Origin of the sequence: Winogradskyella luteola (assembly GCF_019203985.1) — a bacterium.
Lineage (GTDB): Bacteria > Bacteroidota > Bacteroidia > Flavobacteriales > Flavobacteriaceae > Winogradskyella > Winogradskyella luteola.
The window spans coordinates 1-20,997 of sequence record NZ_JAGSPD010000021.1; the positions used below are offsets into that span (position 1 = coordinate 1).

Annotated in this window: 17 protein-coding genes; 8 read left to right on the top strand and 9 right to left on the bottom strand. The window is 31.9% G+C overall.

The features are described from left to right. Positions 1-137 precede the first annotated feature (137 nt). The 8 genes from KCG49_RS15835 (at position 138) to KCG49_RS15870 (ending at position 10,235) form a co-directional block, all read left to right on the top strand. Entirely contained in the window at positions 138-1,232 is a 1,095-nt protein-coding gene (locus KCG49_RS15835) for a hypothetical protein (protein WP_218547899.1), read from the top strand. Positions 1,233-1,451: 219 nt separating this feature from the next. Next, positions 1,452-1,907 (top strand): hypothetical protein, encoded by a 456-nt coding sequence (locus KCG49_RS15840; RefSeq protein ID WP_218547900.1) that lies wholly within the window; start codon positions 1,452-1,454, stop codon positions 1,905-1,907. A 454-nt stretch (positions 1,908-2,361) separates the two neighbouring features. Beyond that, positions 2,362-4,524 carry a hypothetical protein gene (locus tag KCG49_RS15845; RefSeq protein WP_218547901.1) on the top strand — a complete coding sequence of 721 codons (2,163 nt, stop codon included), beginning with the start codon at positions 2,362-2,364 and terminating at the stop codon, positions 4,522-4,524. A 20-nt stretch (positions 4,525-4,544) separates the two neighbouring features. Continuing rightward, positions 4,545-5,252: a hypothetical protein gene (locus KCG49_RS15850; RefSeq protein ID WP_218547902.1), complete on the top strand. Its 708-nt coding sequence runs from the start codon at positions 4,545-4,547 to the stop codon at positions 5,250-5,252. A gap of 111 nt (positions 5,253-5,363) precedes the next feature. Then, positions 5,364-6,422: a DNA cytosine methyltransferase gene (locus KCG49_RS15855; RefSeq protein ID WP_218547903.1), complete on the top strand. Its 1,059-nt coding sequence runs from the start codon at positions 5,364-5,366 to the stop codon at positions 6,420-6,422. Between the two features lie 3 nt (positions 6,423-6,425). Beyond that, positions 6,426-7,505: an HD domain-containing protein gene (locus KCG49_RS15860; RefSeq protein ID WP_218547904.1), complete on the top strand. Its 1,080-nt coding sequence runs from the start codon at positions 6,426-6,428 to the stop codon at positions 7,503-7,505. After that, on the top strand, positions 7,492-9,279 hold the full coding sequence (locus KCG49_RS15865) for an ORC-CDC6 family AAA ATPase (protein WP_218547906.1): 1,788 nt from the start codon (positions 7,492-7,494) through the stop codon (positions 9,277-9,279). Before KCG49_RS15860 ends, KCG49_RS15865 begins: the two co-directional genes overlap by 14 nt. Before the next feature lie 5 nt (positions 9,280-9,284). Further along, a complete protein-coding gene (locus tag KCG49_RS15870) occupies positions 9,285-10,235 on the top strand; it encodes a hypothetical protein (protein WP_218547907.1) in 951 nt (316 codons plus the stop codon). A 614-nt stretch (positions 10,236-10,849) separates the two neighbouring features. On the opposite strand, the gene KCG49_RS15875 is transcribed toward KCG49_RS15870, so the two are convergent. The 9 genes from KCG49_RS15875 to KCG49_RS15915 all read right to left on the bottom strand — a co-directional run. Continuing rightward, complete coding sequence (locus KCG49_RS15875) at positions 10,850-11,290, bottom strand: heavy-metal-associated domain-containing protein (protein WP_218547909.1); 441 nt, start codon at positions 11,288-11,290, stop codon at positions 10,850-10,852. Between the two features lie 25 nt (positions 11,291-11,315). Beyond that, positions 11,316-13,043 (bottom strand): efflux RND transporter periplasmic adaptor subunit, encoded by a 1,728-nt coding sequence (locus tag KCG49_RS15880; RefSeq protein WP_218547910.1) that lies wholly within the window; start codon positions 13,041-13,043, stop codon positions 11,316-11,318. Beyond that, the gene (locus tag KCG49_RS15885) at positions 13,030-13,491 is read right to left on the bottom strand and encodes a DUF305 domain-containing protein (protein ID WP_256260042.1); all 462 of its coding nucleotides are present in this window, start codon (positions 13,489-13,491) and stop codon (positions 13,030-13,032) included. Before KCG49_RS15885 ends, KCG49_RS15880 begins: the two co-directional genes overlap by 14 nt. A gap of 29 nt (positions 13,492-13,520) precedes the next feature. Continuing rightward, entirely contained in the window at positions 13,521-14,252 is a 732-nt protein-coding gene (locus KCG49_RS15890; RefSeq protein WP_218547914.1) for a heavy-metal-associated domain-containing protein, read from the bottom strand. 13 nt (positions 14,253-14,265) lie between these two features. Next, on the bottom strand, positions 14,266-15,504 hold the full coding sequence (locus KCG49_RS15895) for a TolC family protein (protein WP_218547915.1): 1,239 nt from the start codon (positions 15,502-15,504) through the stop codon (positions 14,266-14,268). Next, complete coding sequence (locus tag KCG49_RS15900) at positions 15,501-19,211, bottom strand: efflux RND transporter permease subunit (protein ID WP_218547917.1); 3,711 nt, start codon at positions 19,209-19,211, stop codon at positions 15,501-15,503. The genes KCG49_RS15895 and KCG49_RS15900 overlap by 4 nt, the downstream gene beginning before the upstream one ends. A 108-nt stretch (positions 19,212-19,319) precedes the next feature. Then, positions 19,320-19,733, bottom strand: coding sequence for an HYC_CC_PP family protein (locus KCG49_RS15905; RefSeq protein ID WP_218547920.1), 414 nt, complete (start codon positions 19,731-19,733; stop codon positions 19,320-19,322). An 84-nt stretch (positions 19,734-19,817) separates the two neighbouring features. After that, complete coding sequence (locus KCG49_RS15910; RefSeq protein WP_218547922.1) at positions 19,818-20,534, bottom strand: hypothetical protein; 717 nt, start codon at positions 20,532-20,534, stop codon at positions 19,818-19,820. Next, on the bottom strand, positions 20,527-20,997 hold a 471-nt coding region (locus tag KCG49_RS15915; RefSeq protein ID WP_218547924.1), incomplete at its 5' end, for a hypothetical protein. The genes KCG49_RS15910 and KCG49_RS15915, both read right to left, overlap by 8 nt.

The window sequence follows — 20,997 nt, forward strand, 5'->3', positions numbered from 1 at the left end:
CGCTCACGCTACGGCGTGGGCTGTTCCTATTTGTCGGATGAGTGCTTGGCGGTACTTTAAGGGCGTAGGGCTACAGTTCCACGCTTTTTCGTTTTATAAATCTTCTATTTGGGACTGGTAGAGTAATACTGATCTCAATGAAACATTTTTTAGTAATTGCTTTAATTTTTATTTCAAGCCTTTGTCATTCTCAAATTAAGATTGGACAGCAGTCTTCTGAAACACTATACTTCTTAACTCATTTGGTAAATAACAGATCTGATTGGCAAATGGAAAAACGGTTCTATAATGGTGAGATAAAAGAACTTGTTGTTTATAAAACCAATCAACTATATTATGACTTAAATATCAATTTAGATGTTGTTGAAAGCTACGTTATGATTGATGGATACTACTCTTATAATATAGTTCAATTTCCTTCACTAAAAACCGACTATTTACAACAAATCTTTGATGATAAATATCATAATAATAAAATTGAAAACCTTTACTTTACTAATGACTATCTACATTATAGAACAATTGAATTAATAGATGGAAATGCTTCGGTTATTTACAAAAAATTTAATGCCAATTCGTTTTCTGATAGAGTTATTAATGAAGTTGAAAAACGTAAGCTACAGTACTTGATAGATACAGACAATCGAGAGTCCGTTAGTGATAAACGTAAATCCTTACTATTCGATTATTTCAATGTAGAAGACTATGACAGTAGTTTTGTTAATAGAATAAAACCTAAAATTATTAACTCAGTTATTGAGCAAGCTAAAAATGACTTAAGGGACTTTATTGACAAAAAATCAAGTAGGTCTTTTGACGTTCTTAAAACGAGTTATCAAGTTCGTTTTTACGCTAAATCAAATTCTAAAATATCAAAGTGTAAAGTAAAATCTTTAGACTCATCCATTCTGTACAGACCAGCTTATATTTATGACATAATGTTTAAACTACCTTTTATTCAAAAACAATATAATGGAAGAACATATCAATTAAATAGAGAGTTAATGATGAAGCTAGATTATGATTTAACTTTTGGTTCTGTTGATGTAAAACACAGAAATAACAGACCTTTCGAAATATTATCTAATAAAAATTTGAGTCCAGAAATCAAACAGAGAATTACAGAACAACTTAAAAATTATAAATCTGGAAAATACACACTGTATTATCAATTTGGTACTATAAATGGAATTAATGCTTCCGAATTACTTGTGTATGACTTAAAAAAATAAGTTTACTTTCAGTGTCTTTTTTTAAAGAGGAAGGCACTCAAAGAAACTTCAATAAATACAACATTGTATTTAGACACAAAAGAAATACGACATAACCTCTGTAAAAGCTAACTTGCAAGTCATTATTGCTCCGGGACATAAAGATCAGCTTATTGAAAAAGATAAGCAACAGTTATCTTTTTTGGGTGAAAATGGTGAAGGTTACCCAAAACTTTTACCATGGATTTATATAAGGAAACGCCACAGCAAAAAGAAATTGCAGACTATAATGTGTATTTGCAATTAAAACAACTCAAATACACCAATATTGATATTGCCAATCATTTAAGTTATACTAAAGAAGAATTAGGATGTCTAGTAAGTCAGTACACTTTTAAAAACAATTTAGAGTATAAACTACAAGAAAGCGAAGGTGATTATCATTTCAATGGAACATTCTACGTCACCCAAAACGTAAATACTTGCCTTACCCTAGACGAAATATTAGAAATCTATACATTCACTCAGGACATGGTGAAACAGCATAAGGGTATTGATTATATACAATCGTTTTATTCTATAGAACAAGACTGTGAACTATTATTTGTAGATAATCTAAGTATGCAAATGATAAAAAGTGATTACTTTTCTAAGTTAGACAACTACTGCATGCTTATGTTGGCAAGCGATTACTAATTTCGTTATTTAAAATATACTGCTTGTAGTTCTACTGTTAACGGTTCTTTTTCAAGTAAGCAAGGGACATTTGAAAGTTAGTATCTAGCATGCTTCTTTCAGATAGGCAGGCGGCACAAAAATAAGTAGAATTAGGGAGCTATTTTTAATATAAACAGTACTATTTCCGTTACTGTATTAAAGGACTTAATATCTTATCACGCAATTTCGCTGGGATTTCCATAAATGTTTAGCAGTCCTATTAGGACATTATTAATTAATTATTTCATTTATAAGATTAATTAATTATATTTGATTGACTATTAGGTGTTTAATAGTATTCTTCCTATCCCTATATAATTAATGGCAAATTTTTAATTGTGAGTCATTTCACTTTTAAACTTGTATGCTTAAGAATTGTTTAATAATAAGCAGAATGTTTTCAAGATGTAAATGACTAAAAAATCAATATAGTATGAAAAGGTTAGTTATTACTTTATTAATTGCGTTATGTCTAATTAGCTGCAAGGGCATCGAAGAATTTGTATTTAAAGAAAGGGAATTAGCAAAATGGGAAAGCTTAAATTTATCATTATTAACAATTAATAAATCAGGATTCCCTTATTCTGAAGATTTAAGTTTTTTTCTGTCAAATGAAGCTATATCAGAAAGTATTAGTACTCTTAAAGGGACTAATCTAAAGTATAGAAAGCATGGGTATTTTGAAAACTGGAAAATTAATATTGCTGATGTAGAGTTGATTTCTGAAGATGGGTTTATGTCAGCTTTAATTAGATTAGAAGCATTCAATTCCAAGGGTAAAAAGAAGGCTAGCTTAGAGTTGCTATCACAAGTTACGGTTTCTAAAATTGCTAAAAATGATAAGGGTGATTCTGATATGGTAGAGCTTAAACTAATACCTCTTCATTTAAAACCTAAGGCATTCTTTCTTGGGCTGAAAATTGGTTTATCAAAAAAAAGGTCTCAACAATTGGCAGATTTAATAACATACATAAATAACGAACCTATTTCTACATCAATTCTAATTGGAAATTCTACTGACCAATCTTTTGAGCTTGTTGAAAATAACAAAACTGAAAGAGTTTATTCTGACAAGGAAGAAAATTGGTATTATGATTTGAAATACAATACCCAAGAAAAAGTATTTAAAAAATATATTTCATTAAACTCACCATTATTTAGCTCAAAAGGAATATTGCTCTCAGCTAGATATACAGATAAACCAGAAAGCAGTGCAATTATGCCACCGATAAAACCTGATGTGACGGCTTCTGAACTGAAAAATTTAAATAAAAAGCTGAGTAATAATCTAAAAAACTTAGTAGCTAATTTAGATGTTAGTTTTGAGTATAGTTTTATATATATTAATAAGAAAATATTTCAAGATTATATAGGTCTAATAGGTTCAAAACAGCATAGTCAAGTAGATAATAAAATTACAAGTGTAAATATAAATAGTACTAAAGTTAATGGGTATTTAGCACAGAAGTATTCAAGTAATGAGATTTTGGGACTTGTTGGGCTATATGTGCATTTAACTAAGGATGATGCTATTACTGGACAAATACGAATAAACGACTTAAATCAACAATGGGTGGTTGATGAAGGAATTGCAGCTAATTTAAATGTTTCTGCTAATATATCAGCAAGTATCCGTGCATTTATTGGTCCGAGAGTAATGGGTGGTGTTGATATGGCTGGGATTACTGTTAAGTTAGATGGAAGTACTGATAAAACTGTTAATACAAAATTTAAATTTTCCTATGAGAATATTAATAATAGAAATTTTTTACTCTTAAAACCAGATATTTCATGCGCGGCTATAGATTTAAAAGTTGAAACCGATGGTAAATGGGCATGGAAATCAGGATGGACAAAAGTGCCGAAAATAGGAATAACATTTCAACAGCTTATAGGAAACGATTTCATAGAACCTGTGGCAATTTTGAGTGATTATAGATCTGTTAGTCAAGCAGATTTTGATAATACGTCTGAAGACTTTGAAATCGAATTAGATTATGACTATTTAGTATACACTATAAAACCAAAGGATTTAGATGTTAGCAAAGAAGGTCTTTTTATATCTTTTAATCCTTCGATACTCAAGACTAATGATATTAGTTTAATTGACACTATTGAAAAAGAGCAAACAGATTATAGCAAATTAATTGCAAACTATTATTCAGGAAATAAAAAGTCTTGTCCAGATTCAGATAGAGTAAAGGTACACTTGGGGGATCTTGAATTCGGACCCAATAATGAAATTATTAAATTCATAACCAATGGATGGAACGACATTGTTAATGGACCGGGTGATAATAATGATATTGTTAAAATGTTAGATAAATTAGGGGGGATTATTAACGAAACTACCATAATTGATGATGTTTCAGTTGATGCAATGAAAGAAATTACAAGATTTGCAGAGAAGACTATGGGAAAGAATAATGAGACAACAAAAGTGTTGAATAGTGTTAGTAAAGAGATGGAGAAAATTAAAAATAATCCTGGTAAGGCACTAGGTGAAACCCCTAGTAATGTTATAAATGAGGGTAAAAAAGCAGTTAAAAAAGTGATTGATTTTGTAAAAAAACCTAGAATTAAAATTAGTTTTTAACTGTCAAATTACAATTTAGTATGGTTTATAAAGGAGGAGTTCTAATAGTTGGTTCTTTGTTATGGGAGAGATCAGAAATAAGATCAAAATGGAGAAGAGAAAGTTTAAGAATCACTAATAGAGTTAATATTAAGGCACCAATTAGATATGGTAGAATTTCTGAATCCAGATATGATACTTATACAATGGTTTTGTCTTCCAAATGTAATTCTAAAAATGATATTGGACGTGCAGTTTTTGTCCCATTTTTAAATGATAGATTATCAATAGAACGGATTATAGAAGAGTCTAAATTTATGATAGATGCAGAGCGTAATAAAGTGAAAGACTTTAATAGATTAAATTGGGGATGGGGTTGTGTAGGGATTGTTATTAATCCAAAGCATTTTAAGAATGATGAGCTAAAAAATTTGCTGAATACTTGGAGTGAGAATTATAGCAGAGGTTTTGATCCCCAACAATACAAAATTGGAGATGAAGTGCCTATCATAAATAGCGGTGGAGTTTTAAATATTACTTGGGATAATAAGATTGATGATTACGATTTCTTCATTGCTACGGTAACAAAACCGAATGTTAAAGCTTATCCAACCGAAGAAGTTATAGCTAATTTAATGATCGAAAATAATTACTTCGATTACTTTGAGAATAATATTAATAATGCAATTAGTACTTTTCAAGACAAAAATATTGAACTTATTCTAAAAAATAATAAGAATGTTAAATAGCTTTATTATATTTATAAATTGAATAAAAAAGAGTTAAGGAACAAGCTATCAGTTTAACTGATGGCTTGTCCTTTTTATATAAATTAACAAAAAAATGTTATATTCTATTCTATGAAAAACGCAATTGATATCTTTAGTGGAGCAGGCGGAATGAGCATTGGAGCTATGAAAGCTGGTATTAGAATTGATTTAGCTATAGAAAATAATAGACAAGCAGCAGATACATTTGAACATAATCATCCTAATGCTGAGGTTATTTGTTCTGATGTCAGAGAATTTAAAATTAAAGAACATCAGAAAGAACCTTTTGTTTTGTTTGGAGGGCCGCCTTGTCAAGGTTTTTCAGTTTCTAACACAAAAACTAGAAATACAAAGAACATAAATAATTCTTTATTTAAAGAATTTATAAGATTAGTTGAAGAAAGCAATCCAAAATGGTTTGTATTTGAAAATGTTGAAGGGTTTGTTTCATTTCAAAAAGGAGCTGTTTTAAATCAGTTGAAAAAGGAGTTCATAAAACTTGGATATACTATATCACATGAAGTGCTTACAGCTTCTGATTACGGTGTTCCTCAGAGTAGAAATAGGTTTTTTATGGTAGGTAATAGGCTTGGTGTTAATTTTGAGTTCCCTGAAAAAAGTGAAATTAAGGTTAGTGTTAAACAAGCAATTAGTGATTTGCCCTCGCTTGGTAACGGGGAGAGTATTTATGAACTCCCTTATAAAAAGGGACGTTGTAGTGATTTCGCTAGATTGATGAGAAATGGTTCTAAGTATTCAAAACAAAACTTTGTTTCTAAAAATCAAGACTATGTGGTTGAAAGATATAAACATGTTCCTATGGGTAAAAATTGGAAATCGATACCTCAAGAATTAATGAGTAATTATTCCGATACTTCGAAGTGTCACAGTGGTATATATAGACGCTTACACTTAAATAGACCCTCGGTAGTAATTGCCAATTATCGTAAGAATATGCTAATTCATCCAATTGAAAATAGGGGGTTATCTGTTAGAGAAGCAGCCAGGATTCAAAGCTTTCCAGATGATTTTATATTTAAAGGTAGTTTGATGCATATCCAACAACAAATCGGAAATGCTGTTCCACCATTATTGGCAAAGTCAATTTTTGAACAGATAATCAAGTTAAATAAAGAAAGTAAAGATTAATCAGTGGATATAGAATACAACGAAAGTATAGAATCAGAATTTTTAAAGTTTAATGATGATTTGAGAGGGTTTCCTCTTGATAACAATTATGTTAGAATTTATGAAGATTTTAAAGATAAATTTGATAAAGAGGTACATCCGGAAATAAAGACTAAAATTTTAGAGATTGAAAAAGAAGGTTATTACAATGACCATGGTGTTGACCACATTAGGATGGTAATACAGAGAGTTTCGTGGTTGTTAAATAATTTAAACGTATCTTTTGTAAAGGAGGAAAGCAATAAATTTTATATTTCTCCTTACGAATTATTTATTTTATTGGTTGCAATTCAGTTACATGATACTGGACATTTGATTGCATCAAGAAAAGAACATGCGAGAAAAGGTGCTGAATTATTGACTAAATTTGATAATGGTAAAATTTTAAGTTCAGGAGAGAGGCAAACTATTTCCAATATTGCCAAGGCTCATGGAGGTAAAGATGATCCAATCGGAAAACTACCAATTGATGACGATATTTCTCATAAAACTATTAGACCGCAATTCTTAGCCGCATTATTACGTTTAGGAGATGAATTGTCAGAAGATCAAACACGTGCATCTAACTTTCTTCTTGACATTGATGAAATGGTCCCAACAAGTATAATTTATCATTTGTATTCAGCAAGCCTACAGAGTGTTAAGATAAATGGAAATGAATTGAAATTGAAATTTTATATTTCCGATGAAGTATTAATAAAAAAGTATCAAGTACAGACCAAAGACGGGATAATTGAGAAATTTTTGCTTGATGAGGTTTATGATAGAACTTTTAAGACATTCACAGAAAGTTTATATTGTAGTAGGTTTTTGCCAGAAAAGTGTCGTATAAATTCAGTAAAGGTAAATATTAATTTATACTCAAAAAGTAATGATCAAAATTTTAAGCAGTTAGCTTATGAATTGAGGGATAGTATATACCCTAGTATTAACAAAAAAATAATTTTCACTAACAATGAAGCATTATATGAGAATGGTAATAAAATTGATGGTGATTATGTGTGTAATTTGATAACAAAAGATAAAGTGAATGAATCCATTTGAAGTTAAAACACCTGAAGATTTGAAAGCAGGTGAAATACATGAGTTATTTGTCGACGTATTTACGGACTTTGGACAGGTTAAAGAGGTGTTTCATACTTTTTTAAATGGTCCTAGGGGATCTGGTAAAAGTATGATGTTTCGTTATATGATGCCTGATTGCCAAATGTTAGACAAAAACTGCAATTTAAATGAATTGGATTATTTTTCCCTTTATATTCCTATCAAGTTGACTGACATAAATTATCCTGAATTAGGTAGATTAAAAAACAATTCTAACACATTTATAAATGAACACCTTTTAACTACGTATATAGCAATAAAGTGTTTTAAGGATCTTAAAGCTTATGATTTGAGTTCTTATATTGCTGATTTTGAAGAGTTTTATAATGATGTTTTTTTATGGTATGTTGAGATTACAGGAGAAGATATTTCTAGTTACAAAACAAAAGAAGAATCTAGCATAGGTTATATTAATAAAATTATTAAAATTCTTGAAAGAATGCTTCTTAGCTGCAAGAGGTATTGTACAAGCGTTGCAACATCACCGAATAGCACAGCCGAATATCAAGGGGCTTTATGTAATTACTTGGATTTTTTATATCCAATTTTATTAGGATTAGGAAAGCTATCGTTCATGCCACGTGAAAAACCTATTTTTTTATTAATTGATGATGCAGGTTACTTAAATACAATTCAAACAAGAATATTAAATACATGGGTATCCTATAGAAATTCGGCTGAAGTAAGTTTAAAAATATCAACACAGCTAGACTATAAAAGCTTCAAAACTATAACTAACAAAACAATTGATTTTCCCCACGACTATTCTCAAATAAACATTACAACGATTTATACATCTTCAAACAAAAAATATTATAACAGAATAGAGAGTATTGTTAGTAAAAGAATAAAGAAGTACCTTAAAAAAGAAATTGAGTCTGAGCTATTTTTTCCTCAGGATGAGGAACAAGCAGCAAAAATTAAAGAGTTTTATGACAAAATTGAAAAAGAGCATACAAATCCAGATAAACCCTATGCTGGAAAAGATGCTGCTCGAAGATACGCTACTTCAGAGTATGTTAAATATCTAAGAAAACACAGGTCAGGTGCTACGTATAGCTATGCTGGTTTTGATAATTTAGTAAACATTTCATCAGGAATAATTAGATACTTTTTAGAACCAGCATCAAGAATGTTTTCTGAATATGAAACTCAAAAAGGTAGTTCTTCTGATCAAATCGAATTTATTCCTCATAGTATTCAAAACGAAGAAATAGTGAAATTTTCCACAAAATTTCTAGAGGATGAATTCAAAAAGATTTTTGAGGAACATGGGGATGTTAATGGTAATGAGAAACTAAGTAAAGCTGATAAATTGTATAATTTATTAGAAGGACTTGGTGGTATGTTTAGTAAAATATTTGTTTCTGATAGAACTGAAAGAGTTGTTTTTTCAGTTGCTTTAAATGATATGCCTGATAAAGAATTGAAAGAAATAATTGAACTAGCAATAAGTTACGGATACTTACATCAAAGTTCTATTGGTAATAAACAAGGTACTGGAAGGAGTAAATTATATATATTAAGTAGAACTTTAGCACCATTCTTTAAATTAGATCCTACTGGTTTTAAGGGTTATAAATTTATGAATAGTAGTATGCTTAAACTTTCGTTAACGGAGCCTCAAAAATTTGTAAAGGAATCTACAAAATATTTTGATTCCAAGGAAGATACAGGTTATACACAAGTGTCATTATTTGATGAGCTAGAATAGATATGATGAAGAAAAATAAACAAGAAATATCAGAACATTTAGGTGAAATTGATTTATTCATATGTTCTTCTGGTTTTGAGGATAGGTCAACTTTATTAGGTCTTTCACTAAACTCTTCACTTATTAAAAGAGCAGTCGCCTTTCATCTAAATGAGACTTACAGTGTTGCTGATGAAAACATTAACTTAATCAGAGCCAATATAACAAATCTTGAAACCATTGTATATCCTAAAAATGAACCGATTGATACATTTGACCTGTTCTATAACTTTTTAAATGATTTTATTGGACAATCTGTCAAGTCTAAGGTTTTAATTGATGTAACCACTTTTACTAAAGAAGTACTTTTAATTTTGATCAGAGTATTATCTTTAGAGCAATTTATAAATTCTGTCGATGTTACATTAGCATATACTCCTGCAAATCATTATCCAGAATGGCTTACAAAAGGAATTAGACAAATTAGATCAGTATTTGGTTATTCTGGACTACACTCTCCTTCTAAAAAATTGTTATTAATTATTCTTAATGGTTTTGAAAACGAGAGAACACAGGAAATTATTGACTCTTTTGAACCTAACGCAATTCTTTTAGGTAAGCCATCACAAACAGACTCGATTAATTCAGATTTGAGTGCAAAAGCAGAAGTTAAATACGACTATATAGCCAATGAATACAAATCTTCTATTCTAGAAAATTTTGAGTTTTCTTGTTTAGATGTTATTGAAACTAAGAACACTATTAATGAATTAATTGATAAGTACAATAGTGAATACAATGTTGTAATTTCTCCTTTGAATAATAAAGTCTCTACATTAGGTGTGGCTATGGTCGGAATCGATAATGAAGTTGTTCAGATTTGTTATGCTTCTGCCAACCAATATAATATTAAATCTTTTCCAAAAGGCTGTGATTATTATCTTCTATATGATTTAAATGCACTTCTTTCGAATTAAACATTAATAATAATTTTAGTCTAAAATTATTAAGTAACAAAAACAGTACAATGTTTGTAAATGTGTATAAGTGTTTATATATTTGCAACAGTTCTAAAACATACAATACTCGTACATATGAGTGTTTGAAGATATATAGACGTGTTGCAAGAGTGCGCCCGTCCAGACCGCTAAAATTGCAAAAAATAAAGCTCTAAGAAATTAGGGCTTTTTTTTGCAATCATAAGAAGTTGTTTTGTCCCCAGTAAAATGGGGTGGTTTACGTAGTTGAACCGATGGAAAGCTTTCCTTTTTTCTTTTTGAAAATTGGGATGCTTTTTTGTTTTACGTAAATAGTGAAACTCAAACTGAAACTTTTAATTTAAAAATCATAGAATATTTTATATATCATAAAAAATTTTATTCTTTGTGACTCCTAGTGAAATATATTATCATCTAATCAAATCTTCTAAAATTTGGTGGGGTATTCCCCCTAAAGAAGATAGGGGTAGGGTAAATTGAAAGTAGGTACTTTGTCATTCGACATATATAATAGAAATATATCATTCTTACATTCTTTTAGTCAAATAAAAAAGCCTCAATACGAGGCTCTTTAAATTTAGAAAACTGCAATTCTAATAATCATGGTCAGAATGGTCATCAGCTTTTACGTCTCCAGAATGATTCATTTCCATATCGTGGTCATATTTACAGCAATCAGGTAAACTCTCATAAGCTTTCTCGCTTCCTGCTACTTTTTCAGTATCATAACCAGATTCAGCTATGGCATTGTGAATTGCCATTTCATCTGTTTTGGAACTATCGAATGATACATCAATTTTCTTCTTGTCTTTATCCCAATTTGCACTAGCCACTCCATCTACATTATTTGCTGCTTTTTCAATTGTACTTTTACACAGACCACAATTCCCCCTTACCCCAAAAGATAAATCTGTCATCGCCATTTCTTTTGAGACTTCAGTTGTGTTTGTTTCTGTTTCTTTTTTTGTTTCATTTTTACAACTTGTAAACCCCATAGCTATAATTACAGCTACACTTAAAATCACTTTCTTCATTTTTAAAAAATTTAATTATTATCAATTATTCTATTACTTGTTTTACTTCTCCGCAGGTTAGCATGGCATCTCCGAAATACGGGTTCAAAATCTTCTCTTCTTTACTTAGCCAATATGCACCTTTGTTATTGTCTGCCATTGGACAAAACTGAACATACAAGGTATTATCAAGGTCATCAAAGCTTTTTACCATAGTTATTAGGTTGTCTGAAAGAATTTGAAATTGTTTCCTCTGATGTTCCAGATTTACATTTTCATTGATTCCTTTTGAAGTTTTATGAAGCATAGACCAATAACTATGCGTTTGTTCTCTTAGTTTGACTGGAATCTCTTCTAACACCTTTCTGAACGTTTCACTTTTTTTGGAAGCCAAAGCCACATCAGATTGGATGAGAGCATTTTTAAGTTCTAAGTAGGCATTTATGACTGATTGAAAAGATTGCTCTACGTTGACATTAAAGTCAATTTGTTCTGGTGATGTTTTCATATTATGACCTTCATGTCCAGTCGTGGTTTTACCACCTTCCTTATTCATCATAGACTTTTTGCCTTGAAGCTGTGCAGAAGCATCGACTGTAAATGTGCCATTTGTTACAATTTCATCGCCATCCTTCAATCCTTTGGTAACTTCATAATAATTGCCTAATTGCTTTCCTAATGTTACTTCTTGCATTTCAAAAACTGGTTCATTTGGATTTGTTTTCAGATACACAACAGAACGTTTTCCAGTCCATAAAACAGCAGAAGTTGGTATGGTCAAAGTTTGCTCGTCATTTATATTAGTATTTTCAATATCCCCTTCTACAAACATTCCAGTTTTGAACTTTCCATCCGAATTGTTAAGTACTACTCGTAGTTTTACTGTTCGTGTCGAAGCATTCATTGTTGGGTCTATAAAATCAACTTTTGCCTTATATTCCTTATTGGGATAAGCATTAGTTGTTACCAAAATATCTTGTCCTTTTTTAAGTAATCCAATTTGATTTTCATAGATATCAAATAGTGCCCAAACCGTATTTAGGTTAGTGATTTTTAGTAAAGCTTGACCTTGTTTTACATAGTCACCTTGTTCAACCAATTTTTCTGAAACTGTACCAGAAACTGTGGCATAGATAGGGAAGTTTTGTTGTACTTGCCCTGATGCTTCAATTTGATTAATCTGACTATCGGAAATTTTCCATAGCTTCAATTTATTGCGTACTGCTTTGTATAATTCAGGTTGTGTATCTTTAATAGATGAAGCTGTAATGAGTTCTTGTTGTGCAGAGAATAATTCAGGCGAGTAGATAGTCGCCAATAATTGACCTTTGCGGACTTCCTCTCCAATAGAACTGATATTTAAACGCTCTATACGTCCTGAGAAGTAACTTGCCTGAACAACATTAGCATTCTCATTTTCAGCAATCTTACCTGATAACTTAATTGTTGTATCACCAGTTGTAGAGTTTCCAACTACAGATGTTTGGATATTAGCCAATGCCAAAGCATTTTCTGTTAACCTAAACTCATTTGGGTTTAACCCACTAGAACTTGTTTCGGCAGGGATTAAATCCATTCCGCAAATAGGGCAATCACCTGATTCAGGTTGCATAATCTGTGGATGCATAGAACATGTCCACATTTGCTCTGCTTCGGAAATCTCATTATGGTCATGTTTGGTATTCTCATTTGAAGAGCCACCGAATAACAACCATCCTAAAAGCAATCCAATTGCTAATAGTCCGAAGTAAATAAGTACTTTATTTGTTTTCATTTTCAAGACGTTTAATCATTGCTTTCATTTCGGCAATTTCTTTTTCCTGTGCTTTTATAATGTCAGTTGCTAGTTTTTGTACTTCAGCATCTTCAAAATTCGCATTAGAACTCGTAAGAATAGCTGAAGAATGATGAGGAATCATAGCTTTCATCCATTGAATATCTCCAATCGGTTTTTGCGTTCGTAGTCCATAAAGACATCCAAAAAATATAACTATCGAAGCACCAATGATTATGAAATTAACTTTTGTGTTTTTGTACATGTTCCACATAAATAAAAGCATAGAAATTGCCATTGGTGCAACCATGAGTAAAGTCATGTAAGTTCTTGTTGTGCTTAACATCACATGGTCTAACTCAAATACATTTAAAAACATGATGGCATACATCATTACAAATGATACCAACATCATTAGACCGAATTTTTTATAGTTTGATTTCTTCATTTTGTTGTGATTTTCCATAAATTTTTGATTTAAAAGATTAACATTAAACTTGCCATTACAATCATAATGGCATTCTCTATAAAAGTGGCTTCTGTCATTGGTAATTTTAGGGCTGTTCCCAAACAAGCACATCGGATGGACTTTTTATCCAATAATGTTTTTGTAACTCCAATGGTTGTAATCCCTAATACAATAAGTGTAATAACTAAAGCTATGTTTACTTGAAAACGCATTAAGAACATGAGCCCTAAAGCAGTTTCTATAAAAGGATAAATCCAACCGTATGCATGAACTTGCTTTGCTAATGGGTCGTACATTTTAAAGGACTCTGGAAATCCTTTTAGGTCTAATATCTTAAAGAAGCTAAACACGATATAGAACAAGCCCATAAAGTCAAGCATAAAATCATTCCAGTTCCAATTTTTATAATGCAATAAAATACTTGCAACAGTTATATAAAATATGATAAGCAATAGTGGTTTTAGTTGTTGTAGTTTGGTTTTCTCTTCTTCTTGCTGAAAGCTTGTAGCATTTGTTGAAGCAAACACGTTCTTTTCTTCTTTTTGAGAAATCGTATATTTTGAAGGTAGTGCCTCTTCAAGTTTTCCGAGTTCTACATGTTTATCCATAGTAATTGTAGCCTCTTGGTTTTCGAGACTCACTTCTACATTGAAAACGTCTTCAACTTGGCGCAAACTATCCTGAACAGTTGCCTTGCAATTGCCACAGGTCATTCCTGTAATTTTATATGTATGTTTCATCTGTAATCGATTTTTAATTATTGGTTAAATAATTGATTATGGTTCTTTGTAAGTAATAGCTTCTAACCGCTTCTATTTGACTCATTTGAAATTTTAACTGTAATTCTTGAATGTCCAGAACATCGTTAAAATCAATCGTTCCAGTTTCGTAGCTTTTCACTAAAATAGTTTCTGCATCTTTAGCTTGTTTTAAATTTTTGATTTGGGTGTTGTAACTAATCCTTGCAGAAGCACTCTTTTTGATGGCTTCATCAAGTAAGGCTTCCAAAGTGTTTAAACTACTTTCCTTTTGAGCTAAAACCTCCTGTTGCTTTAATTCATTTTGCTTGGACTTGGATTTGAATTTATTATTGAAAATAGGAATTGATAGGCTTACCATTGGCATAACAATGTCCTTTCCATTATCGCTAAAATCCATATTCGGACGTTCTGAAACTGCGATGTAATCCAATCCAAAACCTAACATCGGATTGCCTTCTTTTTGATTTAATAATTCTGATTGCTCTATGGACGCATAGAGTTTATCATACTTCAATAATTCAGGATGAAGTCCCAAATTTTCAGTATCAATGAGGTCGTTAGCATTTGGAATTATTAATTCATTTGGAAGAAGGACTTCGGTACTTTTATCCCTATTTAGAAGTTTATTGAACTTGGTCAGTTCAGCCAAATACTCTTGTTCCAAAATTTGTTTTAACTGCTCTAATTCATTTTGTCTCATCTGTAATCGTAGAACATCTACTGCTGAAGCTTTACCTACTTCTACAGAGGTTAACGCCAACTCCTCATAGGTTTTTAGCAAAGCCATATTTTCATCTAAAACAACTTGTTTCTCTTTTAAATCATATAGGCTGTAATAAGATTGTGATACGGATGCTACCAACTTTCTTTTTGCAATGGCTATATCTTCATAAATAGCATCGGATAGGGAACTGATATAATTCTCTCTTGCTGTAATTGCTCCAAATGAAGGCAACATTTGCTTTGCAGAAATCCTAAAACGCTGTGCTCCAGTTCGAGTTTCAGGTTCACTTACAAAATAACCTACCCCAAATTCTGTATTAGGTAATGTTTTGGCTTCATTTACTCGTTCGGTAGCTACTCGATACTTTAATTCAAAAGATTGAATTTCAGGATTGTTTGCCAATGCTTCATTGGTCAAGACATCTAATTGCTGTGCATTTACGTAAAGAGCCAAAAAATAAAAGCTAAGAACCAAGACGAATTTCATAGTGTTTTTTATCTGTTTCATTTTGATGCTTTTTTAAGTTGTAATTCTTGTTTCCAACTGTATAGCACAGGAACTACAAATAAAGTTATTAGAGCGATGACCATGCCACCAAAACTTGGTATTGCCATAGGAATCATAATATCACTTCCACGTCCTGTTGAAGTCAGTACAGGTAAAAGAGCGAGTATGGTTGTTGCTGTGGTCATTAAGCATGGACGAATACGTTTTGTTCCTGCTTCCACAACCGATGCTCTAATCTCCTGTTTGGTTTCAGGCGTGTTTCTATCAAAGGTTTGTGTGAGATAGGTCGCCATGACCACACCATCATCAGTCGCTATTCCGAATAAAGCAATAAAGCCAACCCAAACTGCGACACTCAAATTAATTGGGTGCATCTGGAATAAATCTCGTAGGTTCTCGCCAAAGACATTGATGTTCAAAAACCAATCCTGACCGTAGAGCCAAATCATTATGAACCCACCTGCAAAGGCTACTGCAATTCCTGTAAATACCATTAAGGATGTGGAAACTGAACGGAATTGAAAATATAGAATCAGAAATATGATAATTAAAGCCAATGGCACAACTACTGAAAGTGTTTTCTCCGCTCTGATTTGGTTTTCATACGTTCCTGTAAATTGATAACTAATGCCTTTTGGAACAACCAATTCTCCTGAATCGATTTTTGATTTTATCAAAGCTTGTGCATTCTCAACAACACCAACTTCTGCATAGTCATTTAGCTTATCGAATAAAACGTAACCGATTAAGAAGGTGTCCTCACTTTTTATGACTTGTGCTCCTTGCTCATATCTAATGTCAACCAATTCGCCTAATGGAACTGGATTGCCTTTTTCGACAGGCACATAGATATTCTTCAACTCATTTGGATTTGCCCTCAATTCTCTTGGATAGCGGACACGTACACCATAACGTTCTCGACCCTCAACTGTTTCAGTTAGTACCATACCACCAACTGCTACTTTGAGTACATCTTGCACATCTTGGATTGAGATACCGTAACGTGCTATCTTCTCTCTATCAATATCAATTAAGAGATAGGGCTTACCAACAATCCTATCCGCAAAAACAGCTTCGGTCTTAACACCTTCTACTTGTTTTAATATGTTTTCCAATTGAATACCAAAATCTTCAATTTGCTTTAGGTCTTGACCTTTGACCTTGATTCCCATTGGTGCTCTCATACCTGTTTGTAGCATAACCAATCGAGTTTCTATTGGCTGTAATTTTGGTGCAGAGGTAACACCTGGTAACTTGGTAACTCTAACAATTTCCTGCCATATATCATCAGCAGATTTGATTTCAGGTCTCCAATTTCTGTAAAGCTCCCCATCATTATCTTCAATTAACTCTTTAGAAGTAATTTTAGGCATTCTAACAGCTTTATCTGCATTATTTGGATTACTTATTATCGTTCCATTTTTAAGTTCAAAAAAACCGTTCTCATCAACTTTGTAGCGTTGGCGTTTTCCATCGCTATTGAGCATATATTCAGGCTTATACTGAATAAGGTTTTCATACATGGATAACGGTGCAGGGTCTAAGGCTGATTCAACACGTCCTGCTTTTCCAACAACCGTTTCAATTTCAGGAATACTTGCCACAGCCATGTCTAATTGCTGTAATACACGTTTGTTTTCTTCGACTCCTGCGTGTGGTAATGAGGTTGGCATCAGTAGAAAAGAACCTTCATTTAAAGATGGCATAAACTCTTTGCCTGTGTTTTGCATAATCAGAAACCCACAAATAACAATGACTGTCGGAATTGAAAGGGACAAGATTTTATTTGCTAAAGCCCATTTGAGAATGCGTGTATAATATCTTCTAAAGACTGTGAAGATTCCCAATAATCCAAAACAAATAAGACCTACGAATATGAGATTACAAAAGATACTGTTACCAACACCTAATGGTCGCCAATATTCAGCCAATAGAAATACGATTGCTAAAGCTGAAATGACAATATTGATGTAGTTTGCTTGATTTTCAGATATTCTATTTTCAGATTTCAGAATTGCTGTAATTCCAAATCCAATAAGAATCAGACCAAGCCAATAACCATAAATAATAGCTATTAATCCAAATAGTATTAAAGCACCATTGATAATATATTTTGAAACCTTTTTGATACTTCTTTTCTGAAATAAAAATGAAGCAAACGGTGGAATTAGGAACAAGGCTACAATAATGGAAGCTGTTAGTGCAAATGTCTTTGTAAATGCTAATGGTCTGAATAATTTACCTTCTGCACCAATCATTGTGAACACAGGAATAAAACTGATGATTGTAGTTAATACAGCAGTTAGTATTGCCCCTGAAACTTCTGATGTTGCATTGTAGACAACGGTGTTGATTGGTAATTTGTCTTGATTTTCGTCTAAATGCCTAATTATATTTTCAGATAGTATGACACCAACATCTACCATTGTTCCAATAGCAATTGCAATTCCTGAAAGAGCAACAATATTGGCATCTACACTAAATGCTTTCATTGCAATGAACACCATAAGAACTGCCACAGGTAAAAGCCCAGAAATCAGTATAGACGCTCGAAGATTAAATACCATGATGATAATAACCAAAATAGTAATAAGTATTTCTAAAGTTAAGGCTTCATTGAGCGTTCCTAATGTCTCTTTAATAAGTTCTGTTCTGTCATAAAATGGAACTATGGTCAATTGAGAGATTCGCCCATCCTTTAGTTCTTTAGTAGGTAAACCAGAGCTTAATTCGTTGATTTTATCCTTAACATTATTTATAACTTCCATCGGATTTGCTCCATACCTCGAAACCACGACACCTCCAACGACTTCTGCTCCTTCCTTATCCAATATGCCACGCCTTTCTTTTGGTGCAAGAGATACTTTTGCAATATCCTTTATTTTGATAGCAGTAAAATCTTCGGAAGTAACGACTGCATTTTCTATATCGGAGATAGACTTAATATAGCCTAAGCCTCTTACCAAATATTCAGCTTGGTTTATTTCAATGGTTTGTGCTCCAATATCTTTATTACTCTCCTTGACTGCCTTTACAATATGATGTAAGCCTATATTATATTGTCTCATCAATTCAGGGTTCACATCAACTAGGTACTCCTGCACATAACCACCAATTGAAGCTACTTCAGAAACACCACTTGCTGATGACAGAGCATATTTGACATAGTAGTCTTGAATGCTTCTTAATTCATGTAAGTCCCAACCACCTGTTACATTGCCATCTTTATCTCGTCCTTCTAATGTGTACCAAAATATTTGACCTAATCCTGTGGCATCAGAACCTAACGATGGGTTGACATCATCAGGTAATAAGTTACTTGGTAATGAGTTGAGTTTTTCAAGGATTCTGCTTCTGCTCCAGTAGAAGTCAACATCTTCTTCAAAGATGATATAGATGCTTGAAAACCCAAACATAGATGAACTGCGGATGGTTTTAACTCCTGAAATGCCTAATAAAGACGTTGTTAATGGATAGGTGATTTGGTCTTCAATATCCTGTGGCGAACGACCTTCCCATTTGGTAAACACAATTTGTTGGTTTTCACCAATATCAGGTATGGCATCTACTGCCACAGGATTATTGGGTAAAAAGCCAGTGTTCCAGTTAAAAGGTGCATGGACAATTCCCCATCCAATGAATAGGATGAGAAGCAAAACAGCTACAAGTTTGTTTTCTATTAAAAATTTGATGCTTTTATTTAGCATGAGGTTTGATGATTAAACAATTAGACATTGGTGTTGTGAAAACACCGAATACAGCAAATTATCCTCACGACATAAAGCCATAGGACAACATAGTCTAATGTTTAAAAATCAAATTAAATAGGACTCGTCAATCTTGTAGATTTGCCTGACGACGAGTGGTGGTTTGTATTCTCTAAAAGAATTAATATCTTCATCATAGTCTTCAAAAAGGTTGATGTAAGAGTAAATAAACGTTACTATAAATTGCTGTTGCTCAAAGGTAAGGCTGTCAAAAGAAATTTTTAACTCGTCTTGACCATCCATGACGATTTGTTCATCATTACAACAATTCTTTTTAGTCATAGAACAACCTTCCGATGAAGGGTTCTGCATTTCCATACCGCAACCTTTTGCTTTTTGAAATACGGCAGTTTCAACTAAAGTATCTCCACAATAATGCATATTAATAGTAAATGACAATGTAGAGAACAGCACTACAAAAGCCATCAAAACGGACATTATTTTATGGAATACTTGTTTCATAATCAATTACAAAGGTAGAAAATTTTAAATTACCTTATTTTAGATTAGTGAAAATTAAATATACATAATTATCACATTGATCCTCTAATTAAGAGGAAATAAGATATGGAAAAGCTTGAATTTTGTGCCATTTCGATAGTGAGTGCTTGAAAAAGTAAAATTATTACCTGAAATGCCATCATACTCTATACCGTTTTTATCGATTAAGTCTCCGCTTGGACTTGTATCAAACTTAATTTTTAGCTTCTCAATTATTTTATTCTTTATGTCCTGTAAATCATCATTCAGAACGAAGCCTAGCATTCCACCAAAATCTTGAAGCTGTGCATACTTTCCATTGAAATAACGATATGCACCTCCATCATATTTGTTTTTATTTAATTTATAGTAAACGTATTTGTTGGTGTGTTTTTTTTTGGAATTGAGAATTAGATTCTTACACTCAAACGGAAAGTAATTTTTATTCTTCCAAAATGTGTTTGATATTTTAATATCGTAGTACCCTTCCACTTCGGTATTAGCTTCGCTTTCTCCGTTTACATCAAATATCGCTTCGAATTCAACATTATTTCTCAAATACCTCCTTATATATCTTGCAATGCGATTTTCAATTTTCGGATATTCTTTGTTGCTTTCGTCAGTTATTTCATTTTTTAACTCTGAACTATCATGGTTTTTGTAGAACTTTAAAATATGATGAAATACTTGATCTAACCAGAAACTGTCATCTAGTTCATTAATTAGAGTTCTGTTGAATGGCAATTGTTTTGTTTTTGGAATAATTATATACTCTCTATCCATTCAGCAATCTTTTTAGGATTTCACGACCATCTTCAAATGCTTTTGTTTCAGTCCAGTTTGTATTATCATCCTTTTTGAGTATATAAATACAATCTTCACCATAAATCATTTCTTGAGAGGCTAAGAAGTTCTCCGTAACATCATTCTTAAAAATTTCATTAAGTGTATATTTTGAAACTTTCTTTGAGGTTTGACTGTTCTTTTCTGAACTATTTAAGAACACATCAAAAACTAATAAACTGAAATCTTTGTAATGATAAAAGTCCTGATTAAGTGGGTTTTTGAAAAAAGGCTTTAAGGTTAATTTTAGTTGTTCCTGATATTTGCCGATAGATGAATTTTTTACAGTAGCTTTTTTAATTAAAGAATCTTTAATTCTTTGCTTTTCGTTATAAGACAATTCATAAAGGTCAAATATTAGACTATTTAATTTCTCTTTATGTTGATTCTTGTATTCAATGGA